Genomic DNA, 18,979 nt, shown 5'->3' with positions numbered 1-18,979 from the left:
CCCTATAAGTCTGTTTGGGTAATGCAATTTCGATAGATAAAGAATCTCACAAATTTCGGCGAAAAGAAGCATTTAAACTGACGATTTCACGTTGTTTGTTTGTGCGATATGACGTATTTAATATGCATTATGACGACAAATGCTGACCTGACCCTTATAGCCCTACTGCGCGAAAACGCGCGCGCCTCAACCGCCGACCTTGCAAGAAGGCTCGGCGTGTCACGCACGACCGTACAAAGCAGGCTGGAAAAGCTGGAAAAGCGCGGTGTAATCGAAGGCTATACCGTTCGAATCGCTCCTGAATTTGAACGCGATCTGGTGCGCGCGCATGTGCTGGTGACAGCGTTGCCGAAGTTCGCGCCAAAGGTTGAAACAGCACTTCGCAGCATCATGGCTGTCCGAACACTTCACTCGGTCAGCGGCCATTTTGATATGATTGTTGTAGTCGAAGCGCCATCGATTCAGGAACTGGATATTGTTCTCGACAAGATTGGAGCGCTCGAAGGTGTCGAACGCACCATGTCTTCTATCATTCTGTCGACGCGGATTGATCGGTAGTCAGTCCTTCGAACTGCCTTCCCAACCTGCATAAAACACACCAGGCTGCTTCTCCATGAAATGCGTAACGGCATCGATTTCCTCCGGGTCAATCGATGTGCTGACGAGGGTTGCCAAAATTTCGACAGTCTCGGTGTTGCGATCCGTGATTTCGACATCTCCGACCGGGTATTTCGCCTCGTCCAGTTTCTCGACAAGCAATTCGCGCATTTCTTCCATGGCTTGATGAGAGGCAATCACCCGCACCTCATAGGTCTGCTCCAACGCCTGCTCATCAATTGGAATACGGTTAATGAGATTAACGAGCGGTCGCAATAACGTATTTCCCAGCAAAACATATAGGGTCAGAAGCGCAGCTTCCGCCAGCATGTCTGTGCCTGCGCAAGCACCAACGGCTGCTGAGCACCAGAGCGTCGCAGCTGTGTTCAGCCCACGGACGTTCATGCCTTCTTTCATTATGACGCCAGCGCCCAGAAACCCGACACCAGAAACGACATATGCGATAACACGCAACGCCTCGGCACTGCCTGCAAGACGCGCAGCCAGATCAACGAATGCAGCTGCCCCCAGCGCAACAAGAGCGTTGGTACGCAATCCAGCAGTTCTCTGGCGATATTGACGTTCGGCGCCGATCATCGTGCCAAAGATGAACGCGGCGGTGAAGCTCACCGCCGTGTCGAGGAATGGATAAAGATCAAAGGTATTCAAAAACTGCATGGTCAAAAATCCGATTTATGCCAGTGCGTTAGCAGATCAGATTAATGCAATTATGACGATAATGTCAGCCTGCTCAGTTGCCAACAAATTCAAATTTGTCGACATCGACTAATCCGCGATCCGTTATCTTCAGATGTGGGATAACTGGCAACGCAACAAAAGCCAGCTGCAGAAACGGTTCTTCCAATACCGAACCAAGTTCTTCGGCTGCATGGCGAAGCGCACGTAGTTGCTCTCGGACGGTTTCGTAAGGTTCAACGCTCATCAGTCCGGCAATAGGCAGAGGCATTTCCGCAAGCACTTTGCCATCGCGTACAACGACAAATCCGCCTTCGATTTCGCCCAAGCGGTTGGCCGCAGCTGCAATGTCTTCATCCGAAACACCGACCACACAGATATTGTGGCTGTCGTGGCTGACGGTTGACGCAATGGCTCCGGCTTTCAGGCCAAAACCATGCACGAAGCCGGTGGCGATATTGCCATTCTTGCCATGTCTTTCAACGACCGCTATTTTGACCACATCGCGCTCAAGATCAGGCTCCACGCCATACGGACCAACTTTAAGATCAAACTCCAGGCTTTCCGTGATGATCTTTCCCGGAACAATGCCTATTGCACGCGTTTTGCCGCTGTTGGATTGTGATCTGAAGCTTGATGCACTGACAGTGGGCGCTTTCACGCTGTTGCGTCCGACTTCCGCAACTGATCCACGCGTTGAGAACAGTTCTTCCGAAACCACCCTGCCCGCAGACAGAACGATTTCAGCATTGCAACCTTCAAGACTGTCGACGACCACGAGATCGGCGCGCTGCCCCGGCGCAACAAGTCCGCGATCAAACAGCCCGAAAGCGCGCGCTGCCGAAACACTTGCCGCACGATAAATCGCCAGCGGTTCAACACCACCAGCAATTGCCGTGCGGATGAGATAATCAAGATGGCCCTGATCAGCGATATCGAGAGGGTTGCGATCATCCGTGCAAAGCGCCAGAAACTGCGCGTGCCGTTCAGTGATGATCGGCATCAAAGCATGCAGGTCTTTGGAAACCGAGCCTTCACGCACCAGCACATGCATACCCTTGCGCATCTTTTCCAGCGCTTCTTCGGCACTGGTCGCTTCATGCTCGGTTCGAATACCAGCAGCAATATAGCCATTCAGATCTAGCCCACGCAGAAGCGGCGCATGACCATCAATATGACGTCCCTGAAAAGCCTTGAGCTTTGCCATGCATTCAGGGTCTTTTGAAAGCACGCCGGGGAAATTCATGAACTCAGCAAGGCCGATGACCTTCGGATGATCGGCAAAAGGCAGCAGATCATCGATCAGCAGTTCGGCACCGGATGTTTCCATGTGGGTCGCAGGTACACAGCTTGAAAGCTGCACCCGAATATCCATAATCGTTTCAAGCGAGCTATCGAGGAAATATTGCAGGCCTTCTACGCCGAGAACATTGGCAATCTCATGTGGATCGCAAATAACCGTTGTGACACCCTGTGGCAGCACACAACGATCAAATTCATGCGGTGTTACATTGGACGATTCAATATGGAGATGCGTATCGATAAAACCCGGCACCACAATGCGGCCGGAAATATCAATTTGCCTCTTGCCCAGATAGTTGCCGAACGTTCCCACAATACGATCACCGCTGATCGCAATGTCGCTTTCAACCAGTTCGCCTGTCACGAGATCGAAGAAGCGGCCACCTTTCAACACGATATCGGCAGGCTCACGACCGGCACCCTGATCGATCATCTGTTCAAGCATTGGCTCACTCCATTCAAATCATTTTCGGAATCAATTTCCCGAAAATAACATAATGAAGCGGTTTCAACGCTGATATTCAATCATACGGCTGCGGTTGAGTACCAATTCAAGCCTATTACCGCCAAGCAGATGGACGCAAATGCGCTTGTTCCATGGACCATCCCGCAACGTGAACAAAGCTCTTCCATTACCGAGATCTTCAAGCGGCATAAGCTGACGCGTAGGTCCGATACCCATAATGATATGGCCGTTATCGATGGTAAAAGATGCACCATAAAGCGGAGCGCTCCAGTGACCGTCAAACTCTTTATTGACTGGTCTCGCCTGAACCGGAAGCAACTCTCGCTTCACATGACCTATTTCGCCTTGAAGCACCTCACCGTTCCAGCGCAATTTCATTGGCGAGGATGGCGATAATGAAGAGGCCCAGCCTTCTCCTATATTGTAGAGCCGATCTTCAGCGCCAAGATAATTGGCAACACCGCCACGCATCTCAAGCCAGAATGGACCTGCATCGGCGACATATAATCCATCAGGGATAGCTGTCGTCATTTCAGGAAGCGACAGCCCGTTGAGAGCAGCCATGCAGTCACGGGCAATCTTATATGTATCAGCATCTTCTCGATTACAGACAACAATCATGCCTGTTTTGTCTGCTGGGTCGAGAAGAAAATAACTTTTATAGCCGGGATGCGATCCACCATGGCCGACGAAGCGCTTGCCATTGATTTCGTTCCACCGCAGGCCAAGGCTATAGCCTGTCGGGCGACCGTCGCTCAAAAAGTGTTCCGCTGAAAGCGTCGAAAGCAACCCACTAAATGCACCTTCACCTTTAAGGAGCGCTTGCGCCCAGTTGGTGAGAGCCATTCCACTACCTGCAAGGCTGCCCGATGCTGATAGATGCAAGCCTGCCGAACTTTCCTGCCATTTATCTCCGTTTTTCCAATAGCCGGGAACAAGCCCTTTAACCGGGTCGGCCCAGACATCTGGAACTTCAAGGGAAGTGTCCAGAACCGCATTGATTTCAGATTTCACGAAGTCGTTGAAACTCAATCCTTTGCGCTCCAGTGCTGCTTCAACCAACCTATATCCCGTATTCGAATAGGAGATATCACTGCCAGCACTGAAGTTCAGCCGCGTCATCGACGACAGAAAGTCGATAAGGCTGTCCGCGTCCGTATGCGTGTAGACCGATAAGCCCAATAAGGTCAGACTTTCGCGCACATCGGGCAGACCTGATGTCATATCAAGTGCGCGTCCGACGGAAACATCTGCCAGTGGGCTTTGCAGTTCTGGAAGGTGATCGCCAAGCCTGTCATTCAGACTGATTACATCAGCATGACGCAATACCATGGCGCAAAAAACATGCTTGGTGATGGATGCATAACGAACGACCGTATTGGCCGTAAAAGGTGTGCCGGACGGCAGGCTTTCCAAACCACCTGCATAGGCAAACTTAACACCATGGGTGTCAAATCCGATGATTACCCCGCCGGGTTCATTCTTGCTCCACGTTCTGGAAAAAACTTTTGCAGATAAAGACGCTGCATTCCAGTCAGCATGAATGGGCATGGAAACTCCGTCAGGCGGTTCATGGAACCTTGGCGGCTCCATGTATGCGAATGTCATAATGTACGTTTGCGTAGATTGCCTGAAGATTAAGTGAAAACTCCGGCAGCGTCGCAAAATCGACAGCAGATAATTCGGATTCTTTCTCCCGCGCAAGCCCCTGAGAATATTGAATTTTATGGGTTACTTTTAATAGTGCCTTAAATACATTATCGCTTATGTAATTGGCAACGCCATAAATGGCGGCTTTGTGAGGCGGCTAACGACATACCTCCATTGACTTCTTCTCGTCAGAGACTGCTTGGCAAGCTATCCACATCTTCTCCCCAATATTTATCGATTCTTTTTCGTTTTTTTTCCTTTTAACCATTAACATTTTCGAATTTATTCTATTATTGCGAGTGAGAAGTTGATCCCGAGCAAAATTGCAGTCATAAAAGTGTAATAACCATAATGCAGGTTCCGGCACCTCGAGCGGTAAATTCGCTCTTGATGTTTACGTAACCTCATTTCCGAGGAGGAAATATGCTTACCCGTCTGATCACGACTTCAGCGCTCACTGGCGCTCTTGCTCTCACCATTGGTTCACAGGCTTTCGCTCAGACGGAGCTAAGCTGGTGGCACGGTATGACTGGCGCCAACAACGAAATGATCATTGAACTTACAAAAGAGTTCAATGAAAGCCAGAGCGATTATAAGATCGTTCCTGTTTACAAGGGTAGCTATCCTGAAACGTTGAACGCAGGCATTGCTGCATTCCGTTCCAAGCAGCCGCCAGCGATCATTCAAGTTTTCGACGCTGGTAGCGGTGTCATGATGGCTGCCGAAGGCGCTATGGTTCCAGCTGCAGACGTGCTTGAAAAGGGTGGATTCAAGTTCGACAAGTCGCAGTATCTGCCAGGCATTGTTGCTTATTATTCGAAGCCAGACGGCACGATGCTGTCGTTCCCATACAACTCGTCTTCGCCGATCCTTTATTATAATAAGGACGCATTCAAGAAGGCTGGTCTTGACGAAAACAACCCACCAAAGACCTGGCCGGAAGTTTTTGAAGCAGCCAAGAAGATCAAGTCGAGCGGCGCCTCTGCTTGCGGCTTTACCTCGACATGGCTCACATGGATTCAGACTGAAAACTTTGCCGCATGGAACAATGTTTCCTATGGCACCAATGAAAACGGTCTTGGTGGCACCAACGTCGAACTCAAGATCAACGAGCCACTCTTCGTTGAGCATTTCCAGGCAATTGCCGATCTCGCCAAGGATGGCACCTTCCGTTATGGCGGTCGTACATCTGAAGCCAAGCAGCTCTTCACGTCGGGTGAATGCGCAATCCTGACGGAATCGTCGGGTGGTCTTGGTGACGTTATTAAGTCTGGCCTTAACTACGGTATCGGTCAGCTTCCTTATTATGAAGGCCATGGCCCACAGAACACAATTCCGGGCGGCGCCAGTCTCTGGGTGTTTGCTGGTCTCAGCGATGACCAGTACAAAGGCATTGCGCAGTTCTTCAACTTCCTTTCGCAGACCAAAATTCAGCAGAAGCTGCATGAAAAGTCCGGCTACCTGCCTGTGACTATGGCCGCCTATGAAGCAACCAAGAACTCGGACTTCTATGAAAAGAACCCGGGTCGCGAAACGCCAATCCTTCAGATGATGGGCAAGGCACCAACGGAAAACTCCAAGGGTGTGCGTCTCGTCAACTTGCCACAGGTGCGTGATATTCTGAACGAAGAATTCGAAGCCATGCTCGGCGGCAAGCAGGATGCAAAGACTGCTCTCGATAACGCTGTAAAACGCGCGAACGAAGCGATTGCTGCAGCTCAATAATCTGATGAACTAAAGCGTGCCGCCTGCCCCAAGGGCTTGGCGGCATTGCTATCCGCAAGGAAACTCCCCGTGCAGAAAGTCACGTTTCCAAATAAAATCTTACCCTACTTCCTGCTGGCACCGCAGATCATATTGACTGTGATCTTCTTCTTCTGGCCAGCAAGTCAGGCGATTTATCAGTCCTTCATGCGTGAAGACGCATTCGGGCTGAAATCTACATTTGTCGGGTTAGCCAATTTTACCAATGTGCTATCCGACTCCAATTATCTGCATTCCGTTCAGGTTACGATTGTCTTCAATCTTCTGACCGCTTTTGTTGCCATGGGCGCAGCCTTGTTGCTTGCAACTGCTGCCGACCGTGTCATTCGCGGCAAGACATTCTACCGTACCCTGCTGATCTGGCCTTATGCCGTAGCGCCTGCCGTTGCAGGTATGTTGTGGTTATTCATGTTCAATCCTGCCATGGGCACGCTTGCCTATCTGCTTCGCAGCAGCGGTTTTGCATGGGACCCATTGCTCAATGGCAATCAAGCCATGGCCATGATCGTAGGTGCTGCGGCCTGGAAACAGATTTCCTACAATTTCCTGTTCTTCGTTGCAGGACTTCAGGCAATTCCGAAATCGCTTATTGAAGCAGCGGCCATTGATGGCGCGCGCGGCGCGCGGCGTTTCTGGTCGATCGTATTCCCGCTTCTGGCACCAACGACATTCTTCCTGCTGGTGGTCAATACGGTCTACGCGTTCTTCGATACATTCGGCATTATCCATGCTGTAACCGGCGGCGGCCCTGCCAAAGCCACTGAAACCCTGGTCTACAAGGTTTATAACGACGGCTTCGTCAATCTTAACCTCGGCTCCTCCTCGGCGCAGTCGGTTATTCTGATGATTATCGTGATCGCCCTGACCGCATTCCAGTTCCGCTTCATTGAGAAGCGCGTGCATTATTCGTGAGTGAGGCGACCATGATTGAAAAACGCCCAGTCTCAAATCTGTTAGGCCATCTGATCCTCATTATCGGGATCATCGTGGTTGCCTTTCCGATCTATTATACCTTTGTCGCTTCGACACTTACCTCAGGCGATATTATTCGCCCGCCAATCCAGCTTCTGCCCGGTGGGCATATGATGGAGAATTATGGCGACGCCATTTTCGGTGGCGTTGAACGTGTGGTTGGCGTGAGCCTCGAACGGCTTCTATGGAACTCGTTCGTGGTTGCGATGTTGATCGCAGTCGGCAAGATTATCATTTCTTTCATGTCGGCTTTCGCGATTGTGTTCTTCCGCTTTCCGTTCCGCATGTTCTTCTTCTGGATGATCTTCGTCACGCTCATGCTGCCGGTCGAAGTGCGTATCCTGCCGACCTATAAGGTCATCGTCGATCTTGGCATGATCGATACCTATGCAGGTCTCACGCTACCGCTTATGGCATCGGCGACAGCGACGTTCCTCTTCCGTCAGTTCTTTCTCACCATTCCGGGTGAGCTTGTAGAAGCTGCACGCATCGACAATGCAGGGCCATTCCGCTTCATGCGCGACATTCTGCTTCCGCTGTCGAAGACGAATATCGCTGCCCTCTTTGTCATTCTCTTCATTTATGGCTGGACCCAGTATCTTTGGCCGCTGCTCGTTACCAACGATGCGAAAATGAACACCATCATCATCGGCTTGCGTCGCATGGTGGATTTCGCTGATGCTTCCACACCGTGGAACTACGTCATGGTAACGGCCATTCTGGCTATCATACCGCCGATCCTCGTTGTTGTGCTAATGCAGCGCTGGTTCGTCAAAGGTCTCGTGGAAACGGAAAAATAATGAGCAAGATCATTCTTGATAATGTCCGCAAGAGCTATGGCGGCGGTATTGAAGTCATCAAAGGCGTTTCGCTGGAGATCAAGGACGGTGAATTCGTCGTTCTCGTTGGTCCATCCGGCTGCGGCAAGTCCACGCTTCTGCGCATGATTGCAGGCCTTGAAGGCATCACTGCTGGCACAATTTCTATTGGCGACCGCGTTGTAAACGATGTGGAACCAGCAGAACGTGACATCGCAATGGTGTTTCAGAACTATGCGCTCTACCCGCATATGTCGGTTCGCGATAACCTCGCTTATGGCTTGAAGAACCGTAAAACGCCAAAGGACGAGATCGAGCGCCGCATCGCCAAGGCTGCGAAGGCGCTTGAAATCGAGCAGTTCCTTGATCGCAAGCCCCGTCAGCTTTCTGGTGGTCAGCGTCAGCGCGTTGCTATGGGGCGCGCTATCGTGCGCGAACCGGCTGCATTCCTTTTTGATGAACCATTGTCGAACCTTGATGCGAAGCTTCGCGTGCAGATGCGCGTTGAAATCAAACGCCTACAGCGTTCGCTTGGAACAACCAGCGTTTATGTGACTCACGACCAGATGGAAGCCATGACCATGGCAGACCGTCTAGTGGTGCTGAACGCTGGCAATATCGAACAGGTTGGCACGCCAATCGAACTTTACGAAAAGCCAGCTTCGACCTTTGTTGCGACCTTCATCGGCTCACCGTCCATGAACCTACTGGAAAGCGGCGAGAAGAACCTTTGGCAACCGGGCAAGGCTGTAACGCTTCCTTCGGACAAATACACGTTCGGCGTGCGCCCGGAAGATATTCGCATCATCGAGAACAGTGAACCGGAAGCCGACGGATTCAATGCAGAAGTTCGCATCGAAGCCATCGAACTCGTTGGTGCTGAAAGCTATATCCATAGTTCACTCACTGACGGCAAGCCGCTGATCTTCCGCGTTCAAGGCCGTTCTGAACATACGATTGATGAAGTTGTGAAGATTGGTGCGTCGGCAAAAGACGTTCATATTTTTGGTGCCGACGGTCGTCGCGCAGGCAACTAATTTCAACATTGGGCGTTCAGGATTCTGAGCGCCCAATGCATTAGAATTCGATTTACAGCGGTTCCAGTTAAGAATGAATCGTAGGAACCACTGTAACTGTTTGTTTTTACGCATTATCCTACGCAAAACCGCTTCGCACTTTTGCTGGAAATGCTATAATTATCCGTTTTCGTTTTCTTTGTTATGCGCTACACAAAGTAGAATATTTTTCTCTTTCTGAGGAATGCGCATTACATGACCCATCAGCAGATACTGTCCTTCGCAGTGATTATTCTCATGATGGGGGCATTTATCTGGGGCAAATTTCGCTACGATATTGTGGCTCTTTGTTCGCTACTGCTGGCTGTTGCAGTTGGCGTCGTCCCTTTCGATCAGGCATTTACCGGTTTCAGCGATGATATCGTTATTATTGTCGGCAGTGCTCTAATTGTAAGTGCTGGGGTCGCCCGTTCGGGTCTGATGCAGGAAGCCGTGCAACGGTTTCTGCCAGATATAAACAGCGTGCGATTGCAGCTCGCGGTACTGGTTGCCATTGTGACCGTTCTATCCGCATTCGTGAAAAATGTCGGCGCGCTCGCGATCATGATCCCGGTTGCCTTTCAGTTTGCCCGACGCTCCAACGTCTCACCTTCTACCTTTTTGATGCCCATGGCATTTGGCGCACTTCTTGGTGGCCTGATGACGCAGGTGGGCACCTCGCCCAATATCGTCGTTTCTCGAATAAGAGGTGAAATGGTTGGCGAGCCATTCACAATGTTCGACTTCACGCCAGTCGGCGCGGTTCTGGCATCGGTAGGCCTTGTTTATCTGGTTACGTTTTATTGGCTGGTTCCGCAGCGCACGCGTGAAAACATTTCGCTTGATGAAGCCATCAAGATCAAAAATTACGCTTCAGAAGCAAGCGTGCTTGCCAACTCTACCATCGTCGGCAAGCGCATAAGCGATCTCATCAAGCCCGCCGAAGGCGAAGCTATGGTGACGTCGATTATTCGCAAAAACAGCCGCATCACTCCCTTGCCTGATACTGTGATTGTCGAGAACGATATCGTTCTGCTTGAAGGTGATCCAAAGGCGTTAGATACGGTAGTCAGCTCTGGCAAGCTTACCCTGTCCAAGAACCGCAACCCATCAGAAACGAGCGGCTCAACAGAAATCGAAACTGTTGAAGCTGTGATTGGGACCAATTCCCGCCTCGTCGGCCTCAATGCGCAACAGCTTGATCTTTACGCCCGCTATGAGGTCAATCTGCTGGCGGTCAGTCGTCCCGGCCAGCGCATTTCCGAACGTCTCAGTGAAGTGCGTCTGAGTTTTGGCGATGTTGTGGTTCTGCAGGGCAGGCAGGCAAGCCTTTCTAACTTTCTGACAGAATTTGAGCTGCTGCCATTGGCTCGCCGCAAGTTGATGCTTGGTAGTGTGAGGCGCGGGCTTATCCCGCTTGCCATCCTGGTTGCAGCGATTGGCGCTACCGCGCTCAGTCTTGTTCCCGTTGCCGTCGCATTCTTTGCTGCAGCAGTTGCGATGCTGCTTTTCAAGGTCATACCGATCAATGAGGTCTATGACGAGATCGACGGGCCTATTCTGGTGATGCTCGCAGCGCTTATCCCGGTATCCGATGCTTTAAGAACAACGGGTGGCACTGAACTGATTGCCGAAGGCTTGGCCAGTATCGGTCACCAGCTACCACCAGCCGGCGCGCTGGCGCTTATTCTGGTTACGGCCATGATGGTTACGCCATTTCTCAATAATGCGGCAACTGTGCTGGTGATGGCTCCGATTGCGACAAGCTTTGCCTCGGGCCTTGGTTTTAAACCGGAAGCTTTCCTTATGGCCGTGGCAATTGGCGCGGGTTGCGATTTCCTCACACCAATCGGGCACCAGTGCAATACACTTGTTATGGGACCAGGCGGCTACAAGTTCAGTGATTATCCGAGACTTGGATTGCCACTATCAATCATTATCGCGCTTGTGACTGTGCCTGCACTGATGTTCTTCTGGCCTCTAAGATAGCTCAGCCTTCGCAGACCGGAGCCACTCAAGGCTTTCTGCGACGATTTTCTCAATCGGATCGACAACATCCGCGCGGAACACTAAAGGTTCACCAACCGGGCTTTCCAGCGTGGCAAGCTGGCTTTCCAGCATTGTTACCGGCATAAAATGGCCAGTACGATGCCCCATATGTTCATGCAGAACTTCAAAGCTTCCATCGAGAAACACGAAAGCCAGTTGCCCACCAACCGCTGCACGCAAGCGCTCCCGATAGCTCTTTTTCAGCGATGAACATGAAACAATAAGCCCCTGCTCTGCAGTGGCCATTCGTTCGCCGATTTTATCAAGCCACGGCCATCGGTCTTCATCCTGCAAAGGAATGCCGGACGCCATTTTATCAACGTTGGATTTTGGGTGAAGACTATCACCCTCCAGAAAGGGCAGATTAAGAGCTTCTGCCAACTTTTCGCCAACCGTCGATTTTCCAGACCCGGACACACCCATAACGATGATATGCAAATTCATTGTCCTTAAAATGTTTCAAGCTTGAGATTGACGCGGCTGGCTGCACCCACAACGTGCTGGCGCATGACTTCGCGTGCTTTGAGAGGATCACGCACCGCAATCGCATCACGGATCGCCTGATGTTCCGCGATCGTGATTTCGACGATCTCTTCAAGCACAGCACGCGCGCGTGCAGCACGTATTGCCTGACTGATGCGCTCCGCTATGAAACCGAGCACAAGCGGAAAATATTCATTATGCGTGGCAGCTGCGAGCGCCCGGTGAAAAGCGAGATCGGCAGCGATCCCCTCATCCGTCCACTTTTCTCGGCCAGTCATTTCAGCGAGAGCTTCGTCTAGCCTGCTCATGTCTTCGGCTGTGTGATGCACAGCGGCGAGGCCTGCAGCTTCAATCTCCAGCGCCATACGAAGCTGAAACAGGCTCTGAAAATGATCCCGGTCCGCGAGTGTTTCCGGTTCAATGCGGATCGCTTGGCGACGGTCGGGTTCGGTGACGAATGCACCTACACCCTGACGCGTTTCTATCAATCCTTCATTACGCAACTGGGCAATTGCTTCACGGATGACCGAACGGCTAACGCCGAAGCTCTGTGCAAGATTGTGTTCGGTCGGCAGTTTTTGCCCAGGCAGAAAACTGCCTTCAGTTATCTGTCGCACAATCTCTGAAGCAATACGGGCCGGAAGTTGCTCGTTGCGCCTGATTTCACCGAACACGTTCCGCTCCTCCCTCTGTATTCCTTAGATCTGATTTGTCGTCAGTCCTGAACCAAGTCAAGCGAAAGCTGACATCCGGGATTCATGATCGCATCTGGATCAAGAGCATGTTTAAGGCTTGATAGAAGAGCTTTTCTCACAGGATCAAGCCGCTTTTCGAAATCATCGCGCTTCAAACGCCCAATGCCGTGTTCGGCACTGATACTGCCAGCATAGCGATCAAGAACTGCGTTAATCGTCTCTTTAGCGAGTTTGATTTTCTTATCCTTGATTGCGAGGTCGAGGTCGTTTGGCGGGATGACATTAAGATGCACATTGCCGTCACCGACATGACCATAAGAAATCGCAAGGCATTCTGGCAGGACTGCAGCAAGTTCTGCCTCTGCCTCCGCTACGAATGCTGCGAGCTTTGATAGAGGTACAGAGATATCGGTGCGAAGGTGTTTACCACGCAGCGCCTGACCTTCATTCATTCCTTCACGAAATTGCCAAAGGTTTTGCGCTTGTGCACGCGACGAAGCGATGGTGCCATCAAGCACAAGACCGCTTTCCAATGCTTCACTCAAAAATGCTTCCATCAAGGCCGCAGTATCGACCAGACCCGAGCCTGAAATCTCTATCAACACATAAGCGGGATATTGCCCCAACGGAGCGACGAGATCCGGAATGGCCTCTTGTGCAAGGGTAAATGCCATCGGCGGCATGAATTCAAAGGCGGACATTAAATCGCAGCACTGAACACGCGCTCGACGATAAAGCGCAATCGCATCTTCGAGCGAATTGAGCCCAAGCATCGCGGTTTCGACTTTGTCGGGCAAAGGCATCAGTTTGATTGCAACAGCTGTAACAATGCCGAAAATGCCTTCTGCACCGATAAACAGCTGCTTGAGATCGATACCGCGGTTATCTTTTCGCAAGGTGGAAAGGCCGTTGAAAATTGAGCCGTCCGGTAGAACAACCTCGAGTCCCAACACCAATTCCCGTGTCATCCCGTAGCGCAACACATTGACGCCACCGGCATTGGTGCTGACATTGCCGCCGATACGGCAACTTCCCTGTGCTCCAAGCGCCAGCGGGAAAAACATGCCCTGCGCCGCGAGCTGGTTCTTCATTTCGAGGAGAATGCAGCCAGCTTCTACAATGGCTGAAAAATCATGGGGGTCGACCTGCCTTATGCGGTTCATACGCTCAAGACTGAGAATGACCACGTCACTCTGACCATCGGGTACACCGCCCTGCACCAGACCGGTGTTTCCACCCTGAGGAATGATTCCAAGTCCCAGCGCGCGGCTCGCTTTAACTGAGAGCGAAACTTCTTCTGTGCTCCGCGGACGCAAGACGGCAACTGCGCCATATTCCACATCGCCAGGAAAATCGCGGCAGAAACGTTGCATCGCATCTGGATCGGTCAGGACCATATCATTTCCAAGCGCCTTCTTCAGCGCTTCTTGCTGTTCCGTGTTCATGTCCAGCACTTCCTGCATGTCAAAACCTCACACCCAACGACAACACCGCTTCACAGAAGACTTCGATCTACGCGAATAGCGGCAGTTCGGCAGGCTAATTCATCCCAATTGCGTTGTTCGACGCATAAAAGAGTTTTCAAGCTTTGAATATATAGTTATCAGACAACCCTACAATATAATTTTGGAGGAGTTAGATTGTGAGCTTTTCAGCACAGACGGAAATCATCCGCCTCTGATTTGGACATAGTCGCGTCTCCGCGCCGAAACCATCCAATAGCATCTTGAACTGAACAAACCGGGAGGAATATCCGTGCAAGACAAGCATACTCTGAACTCGTCCATCATTTTGCCTGAAGACAGCGCGTCGGCAGTGCTCATTGGGCGCGTGTGGTCGAAGGCTGAAAATGGTCCCTGCCCCGTATTGGTTGTAAATGGCCATGTGCATGATCTTTCCAGCCTTTCTGCAACCGTATCGGGTCTGCTGGAACGCAAGGACTTGGTGGGGGAGCTGAAAGATATCAGCCGTTTTGCTGACCTTGGTGCGCTTGACGATTATCTTTCTGGCGAAAAGGGTGAACTGCTTGCTCCAATTGATCTTCAGTCGATCAAGGCTGCAGGTGTTACCTTCGCCGACAGTATGCTCGAACGTGTGATCGAAGAGCAGGCGAAGGGTGATCCAAGCCGTGCGCGTGAAGTACGTGACCGTCTGGCACCTGTCATCGGCGACAGTCTGCGCGGCGTGGCTGCAGGTTCTGAGAAGGCGGCACAGGTCAAGGCGTTGCTTCAGGAGATGGGCCTCTGGTCGCAGTATCTGGAAGTCGGCATTGGCCCAGATGCTGAAATTTTCACAAAGTCGCAGCCAATGTCTTCGATGGGCTGCGGTAATACTGTCGGCATTTTGCCAATTTCACAATGGAACAATCCTGAGCCGGAAGTGGTGCTTGCTGTTGCTTCTGACGGTCGCATCGTTGGCGCAACGCTTGGCAATGACGTTAATCTGCGTGACGTGGAAGGCCGCTCGGCACTTCTGCTCGGCAAAGCAAAAGACAACAACGCATCATGCGCCATTGGTCCATTCATCCGGCTCTTTGACGGCAATTTCACCATGGATGTTTTGCGTAAGCTCAAGCTATCGCTGAAAGTAACTGGTACTGACGGTTTCGAGATGACCGGCGAAAGCCCGATGGAAGCGATCAGCCGTGATCCGGAAAACCTTGCCGGACAGATGATGAACCGCAACCATCAGTATCCGGATGGCGCTGTTCTTTTCCTGGGCACAATGTTTGCACCAGTCAAAGATCGTCGCGGTGCTGGTCAAGGATTCACGCACGAAATCGGCGACAAGGTGGAGATTTCGACGCCTAGGCTTGGACGACTCGTCAACTGGGTCGATCGTACCGATAATTGCGCCGAATGGACTTTCGGTGTTCGCGCACTGATCCAGAACCTGCAGAAGCGCAATCTGCTCGACAGAATTTGATACTTAGAAAGGCCGCATATCAGATGATATGCGGCCTTTTTTATTAGCTTAATGGAATGGCATTGCCATCTTTGGAAGATTGGTAAGTGCCCGACATCGCGTCATATTTTGCGCGAATAGCATCAAGTCGTTTTTCCAGTCGTGAGCGATCGGGCTCCGGTAGCGAAACCACCATCTTCGGAATCGAATGGCTGTGCCAGAAGCTGTTGTCGCGGTTGTAACCACCTGGCTCCAGGGTGAAGACTTCTTTGAGAATTTTCAGATCATGCGGGATCGAAAAAGCGTCGCGTGAATCTTCGTGGCTGAACAGATAGTAGAAATTATCGAAACCACTCCAGGTTATCGCAGACAAACACATGGAGCATGGCTCGTGTGTGGAAAGGAAAACCATTTCCTTCGTATTCGGACGTCCCTGCTCAGGCATTTCATAGAAACGCTTCAACGTATGGACTTCGCCGTGCCACAGCGGATTTTCGGTCTCATTATTAGTTTCGGCAAGCACCAGAGATAAATCAGACTTGTTCAGCAGAGCCGCACCAAAAACCTTGTTGCCTTCTGCAACACCGTGTTCAGTCAGGGGTATGACGTCTTTTTCGACAACCTCAATCAGTTTTTCGAGCAGTTTCAATTCATCCGGTGTCATTACCTCAACTCCCTTAGACTAGAAAGAAAAACGCCGGGGTGTTGCCCCGGCGTTTCGTGTTATTCTGGGAAGAATGCGAAGCGGATCACAAACAGTGCCGCGACGATCCAGGTCGCCAAGTGAACTTCACGAGCCTTGCCCGTTACAGACTTCAGCACAACGTAGCTGATGAAGCCAAAAGCCAAACCGTTGGCGATAGAGTAGGTGAACGGAATGGACAGTGCCGTAAGAGCGGCTGGAGCTGCTTCCGTGATTTCGTCCCACTTGATTTCGGACAGTTCGCGCATCATCAGACATGCGACATAGACAAGCGCAGGTGCCGTTGCATAAGCAGGTACAGAACCAGCCAGTGGCGAAATGAAGAGCGCTGCGAGGAATAGAAGGGCGACGACGAGTGCCGTAAGACCCGTCCGGCCACCAGCCTGAACGCCAGAAGCGCTTTCAACATAAGCGGTCGTGGAAGACGTACCGAGCAGCGAACCACCGAGAATTGCCGTGCTGTCCGCAAACAATGCCTTACCCAGACGGTTTGGCTTGCCCGGTTCAATCAGGCCGCCACGCTTTGCGACGCCGATCAGCGTGCCGGTCGCATCGAACACTTCAACCAGTACGAAAACCAGAATGACGTGCAGAATGCCGGTGTGCAGTGCACCCATGATATCGAGCTGCAGGAATGTAGGCGCAAGGCTCGGAGGAGCGGAGAACACACCACCAAACTGCGTAATGCCAAGCGAAATCGACGCAATGGTAACGACAAGAATACCGATCAGGATCGCACCGCGAACCTTGAGCGCATCGAGAGCTGCAATGATGAAGAAACCAGCAATCGCCAGAAGAGGACCAGCTTCGCGCAGATCGCCAAGACCGACGAGCGTTGCAGGATTATCAACGACAACGCCTGCGCTCTTCAAACCGATCAGCGCCAGGAACATACCGATACCGGCAGCAATCGCACTTCTTAGCGAATGCGGAATACCTTCAACCAGCCAACGCCGAATACCTGTCACTGTCAGGAACAGGAAGATAATACCCGAAATGAAGACCGCGCCGAGTGCCTGCTGCCAGGAAAAACCCATGGCGCCAACAACGGTAAAGGCGAAGAAGGCATTGAGGCCCATGCCGGGTGCCATGCCGATTGGCCAATTGGCGACAAGCGCCATGACAATCGAACCAAGAGCTGCCGCAAGACAGGTGGCTACGAATACCGCATTGCGATCCATGCCCGTGGTGGACAGAATATCAGGATTGACGAAGATAATGTAAGACATCGTCAGGAAGGTGGTCACACCAGCGATCACTTCCGTTCTCACCGACGTGCCATGTTCCTGCAATTTGAACAGCTTTTCCAGCATGATCCCTCCAGGGCAAAAAGCGCGCATTGAAAGGCACCAATAAACAGCCGAGCGCAATTGCTTGCGACCAGCCGGTTGAAATCGGTGCAATCTGTTGCGATTGCCGTATTTGTTAGCCGCAGCCGCATTTTACGCGAGCGGATTTGTTCCCCATACACCCAACGCGATCAAAAACACAGTTCTGCCGCAAGAATGCCTGTTTATTAACGTGATTTAGTTTGGACTGACTTTCAAAACCGCGCCAGTCACCTATTCAGGCTTTAATTTTTGAAAGAGCTTCAAAAATGGTAGCTGTCTAAGTTGCCAATCTTAAAGCTATCTATCTGATTAAATGGTAGTTTTTAGTAAGATGCCGGTTCCATACATGCCGAAAGCGAAAAACGTATGTGCGACAAGATTGAGGATACGGACATTTCGCGCGTTTGGCAAACGCGATGCAGCCCAACCGATTCCCAATCCTGGTTGAAGCAGAAACCATCCAGCTGCAACCGTCAGGATGCCGAATATCCATGCAGGTAGGAAAATTGGATTCGCAAACCACGCCGCGCCGCCATAAAGCGCAAAGATAATGCCATAAAGAATGCCGACCGCGTAATGACCGATCCAGCCAAGTGCAACTTCGTGTGCATAAGGCTTTGATGCTGAGATGTCATCGTGGAATATCTGCCCGTCACGCAAATGCCAGAACCAGCGGCCAACGAGCCCCCAGTTGGGACGAGATTGACCGGGAAGCATTGATAGAACCAATGCCCAGACGTCCATCACGATCGTCGCACCAATTCCGATCAATATACCATTGACGATGAGATTAAGCATGGGCTGGTCCTCGCGGTGTCGGGTAGCCACATAAACGTGTGACCACCCGACACGCAAGGCATATAATCAGTTTGAATGAATGCTCGACAATAAGACAAACGCAAATATGCTTCGCATTAACAGTCAAATTAGTTATCGGTCATGAAAGGCTCGATAATTTGGCGGCGATGAAGACTGATAAACTATCATTGGCATCTTTTGAGATGCCGTCTTCATCGCCAGCCCCCGCAACACTTGGATATATCGAGAGCGCTCTGCTGTTCAAGTGACAGAAGTCCCATATTAGATATCGTTTTGTCTCATTGGCCGTTGCCAGAACAAGGCGCGAATAAGTCTGCAGCCTTTGGTCGGATACGGAATTTTCTGAGAAACTTTACGGGCGCAGAAAACGGCCCTTCGATAGAATAAATGCATAATATACTTATTAAATAACAAAAGCGCCGGGACTGGAGCACCGACGCTTTGTTACATTATTTCAGTTTCACTTTCGGGGCGATCAATTATCAGCCGCACCATCAGTGATTACTTACCGAAAACTGCGCTCTGGATCTGCGAACGCGATACGCCGATATCGGCAAGAAGATGGTCGTCCATTGCACCCAGTTCACGGATTGCGCGACGACGGGAAACGTACTGCTGGAATTTCTGACGAATGTTCATTTCTTTTCTCCTCGTTGGATGCCTCTTAAATAGTCT

At 51.2% G+C, this 18,979-nt stretch carries 17 protein-coding genes; 7 read left to right on the top strand and 10 right to left on the bottom strand.

Annotated features, from left to right (window positions below):
- Positions 1–129 precede the first annotated feature (129 nt).
- The gene (locus ABWV94_RS16170; protein ID WP_039860826.1) at positions 130–558 is read left to right on the top strand and encodes an Lrp/AsnC family transcriptional regulator; all 429 of its coding nucleotides are present in this window, start codon (positions 130–132) and stop codon (positions 556–558) included.
- Here ABWV94_RS16170 and ABWV94_RS16165 read toward each other — a convergent pair whose 3' ends face one another.
- The 3 genes from ABWV94_RS16165 to ABWV94_RS16155 all read right to left on the bottom strand — a co-directional run bounded on the left by ABWV94_RS16165 (position 559) and on the right by ABWV94_RS16155 (position 4,612).
- Complete coding sequence (locus tag ABWV94_RS16165; RefSeq protein ID WP_194779604.1) at positions 559–1,275, bottom strand: MgtC/SapB family protein; 717 nt, start codon at positions 1,273–1,275, stop codon at positions 559–561.
- Between the two features lie 73 nt (positions 1,276–1,348).
- Positions 1,349–3,040, bottom strand: a complete 1,692-nt coding sequence (gene ade / locus ABWV94_RS16160) for an adenine deaminase (protein ID WP_353414369.1) — start codon at positions 3,038–3,040, stop codon at positions 1,349–1,351.
- 63 nt (positions 3,041–3,103) lie between these two features.
- Positions 3,104–4,612, bottom strand: coding sequence for a serine hydrolase domain-containing protein (locus tag ABWV94_RS16155; protein ID WP_353414367.1), 1,509 nt, complete (start codon positions 4,610–4,612; stop codon positions 3,104–3,106).
- A gap of 522 nt (positions 4,613–5,134) precedes the next feature.
- On the opposite strand from ABWV94_RS16155, the gene ugpB reads away from it, so the two are divergent.
- The 5 genes from ugpB to ABWV94_RS16130 all read left to right on the top strand — a co-directional run bounded on the left by ugpB (position 5,135) and on the right by ABWV94_RS16130 (position 11,309).
- Entirely contained in the window at positions 5,135–6,436 is a 1,302-nt protein-coding gene (gene ugpB / locus ABWV94_RS16150) for a sn-glycerol-3-phosphate ABC transporter substrate-binding protein UgpB (protein WP_162699719.1), read from the top strand.
- Positions 6,437–6,505: 69 nt separating this feature from the next.
- Positions 6,506–7,387: a sn-glycerol-3-phosphate ABC transporter permease UgpA gene (gene ugpA / locus ABWV94_RS16145; RefSeq protein WP_064321775.1), complete on the top strand. Its 882-nt coding sequence runs from the start codon at positions 6,506–6,508 to the stop codon at positions 7,385–7,387.
- An 11-nt stretch (positions 7,388–7,398) separates the two neighbouring features.
- Positions 7,399–8,247, top strand: coding sequence for a sn-glycerol-3-phosphate ABC transporter permease UgpE (ugpE, locus tag ABWV94_RS16140; RefSeq protein ID WP_007879365.1), 849 nt, complete (start codon positions 7,399–7,401; stop codon positions 8,245–8,247).
- Positions 8,247–9,302, top strand: a complete 1,056-nt coding sequence (locus tag ABWV94_RS16135; protein ID WP_105519606.1) for a sn-glycerol-3-phosphate import ATP-binding protein UgpC — start codon at positions 8,247–8,249, stop codon at positions 9,300–9,302. Before ugpE ends, ABWV94_RS16135 begins: the two co-directional genes overlap by 1 nt.
- A gap of 234 nt (positions 9,303–9,536) precedes the next feature.
- A complete protein-coding gene (locus ABWV94_RS16130) occupies positions 9,537–11,309 on the top strand; it encodes an SLC13 family permease (RefSeq protein ID WP_353414364.1) in 1,773 nt (590 codons plus the stop codon).
- Here ABWV94_RS16130 and ABWV94_RS16125 read toward each other — a convergent pair.
- Genes ABWV94_RS16125 through ABWV94_RS16115 form a run of 3 tightly spaced genes read right to left on the bottom strand, consistent with a single transcriptional unit; the run spans position 11,301 to position 14,010 of the window.
- Positions 11,301–11,813 (bottom strand): gluconokinase, encoded by a 513-nt coding sequence (locus tag ABWV94_RS16125; RefSeq protein WP_113490641.1) that lies wholly within the window; start codon positions 11,811–11,813, stop codon positions 11,301–11,303. The genes ABWV94_RS16130 and ABWV94_RS16125 overlap by 9 nt on opposite strands.
- Before the next feature lie 5 nt (positions 11,814–11,818).
- Positions 11,819–12,526, bottom strand: coding sequence for a FadR/GntR family transcriptional regulator (locus ABWV94_RS16120; RefSeq protein WP_064321779.1), 708 nt, complete (start codon positions 12,524–12,526; stop codon positions 11,819–11,821).
- 41 nt (positions 12,527–12,567) lie between these two features.
- The gene (locus ABWV94_RS16115; RefSeq protein WP_353414361.1) at positions 12,568–14,010 is read right to left on the bottom strand and encodes an FAD-binding oxidoreductase; all 1,443 of its coding nucleotides are present in this window, start codon (positions 14,008–14,010) and stop codon (positions 12,568–12,570) included.
- A 292-nt stretch (positions 14,011–14,302) separates the two neighbouring features.
- Here ABWV94_RS16115 and ABWV94_RS16110 point away from each other — a divergent pair, with 292 nt between their 5' ends.
- Positions 14,303–15,472, top strand: coding sequence for a fumarylacetoacetate hydrolase family protein (locus tag ABWV94_RS16110; protein WP_353414359.1), 1,170 nt, complete (start codon positions 14,303–14,305; stop codon positions 15,470–15,472).
- A 43-nt stretch (positions 15,473–15,515) separates the two neighbouring features.
- Here the strand turns inward: ABWV94_RS16110 and ABWV94_RS16105 are convergent, their stop codons facing one another.
- The 4 genes from ABWV94_RS16105 to ABWV94_RS16090 all read right to left on the bottom strand — a co-directional run bounded on the left by ABWV94_RS16105 (position 15,516) and on the right by ABWV94_RS16090 (position 18,943).
- The gene (locus ABWV94_RS16105; RefSeq protein ID WP_353414357.1) at positions 15,516–16,115 is read right to left on the bottom strand and encodes a deaminase; all 600 of its coding nucleotides are present in this window, start codon (positions 16,113–16,115) and stop codon (positions 15,516–15,518) included.
- A 59-nt stretch (positions 16,116–16,174) separates the two neighbouring features.
- Positions 16,175–17,467: an NCS2 family permease gene (locus tag ABWV94_RS16100; RefSeq protein ID WP_079213777.1), complete on the bottom strand. Its 1,293-nt coding sequence runs from the start codon at positions 17,465–17,467 to the stop codon at positions 16,175–16,177.
- 327 nt (positions 17,468–17,794) lie between these two features.
- A complete protein-coding gene (locus tag ABWV94_RS16095) occupies positions 17,795–18,283 on the bottom strand; it encodes a DUF2938 domain-containing protein (RefSeq protein WP_151563010.1) in 489 nt (162 codons plus the stop codon).
- Between the two features lie 522 nt (positions 18,284–18,805).
- Positions 18,806–18,943 carry a DUF1127 domain-containing protein gene (locus ABWV94_RS16090; protein ID WP_007879385.1) on the bottom strand — a complete coding sequence of 46 codons (138 nt, stop codon included), beginning with the start codon at positions 18,941–18,943 and terminating at the stop codon, positions 18,806–18,808.
- Positions 18,944–18,979 lie beyond the last annotated feature (36 nt).

Source organism: Brucella sp. NBRC 12953, assembly GCF_040369775.1.
In the GTDB taxonomy this organism is placed as follows: Bacteria; Pseudomonadota; Alphaproteobacteria; order Rhizobiales; family Rhizobiaceae; genus Brucella; species Brucella pseudogrignonensis.
This window is presented reverse-complemented; position numbering and strand designations above follow the sequence as displayed.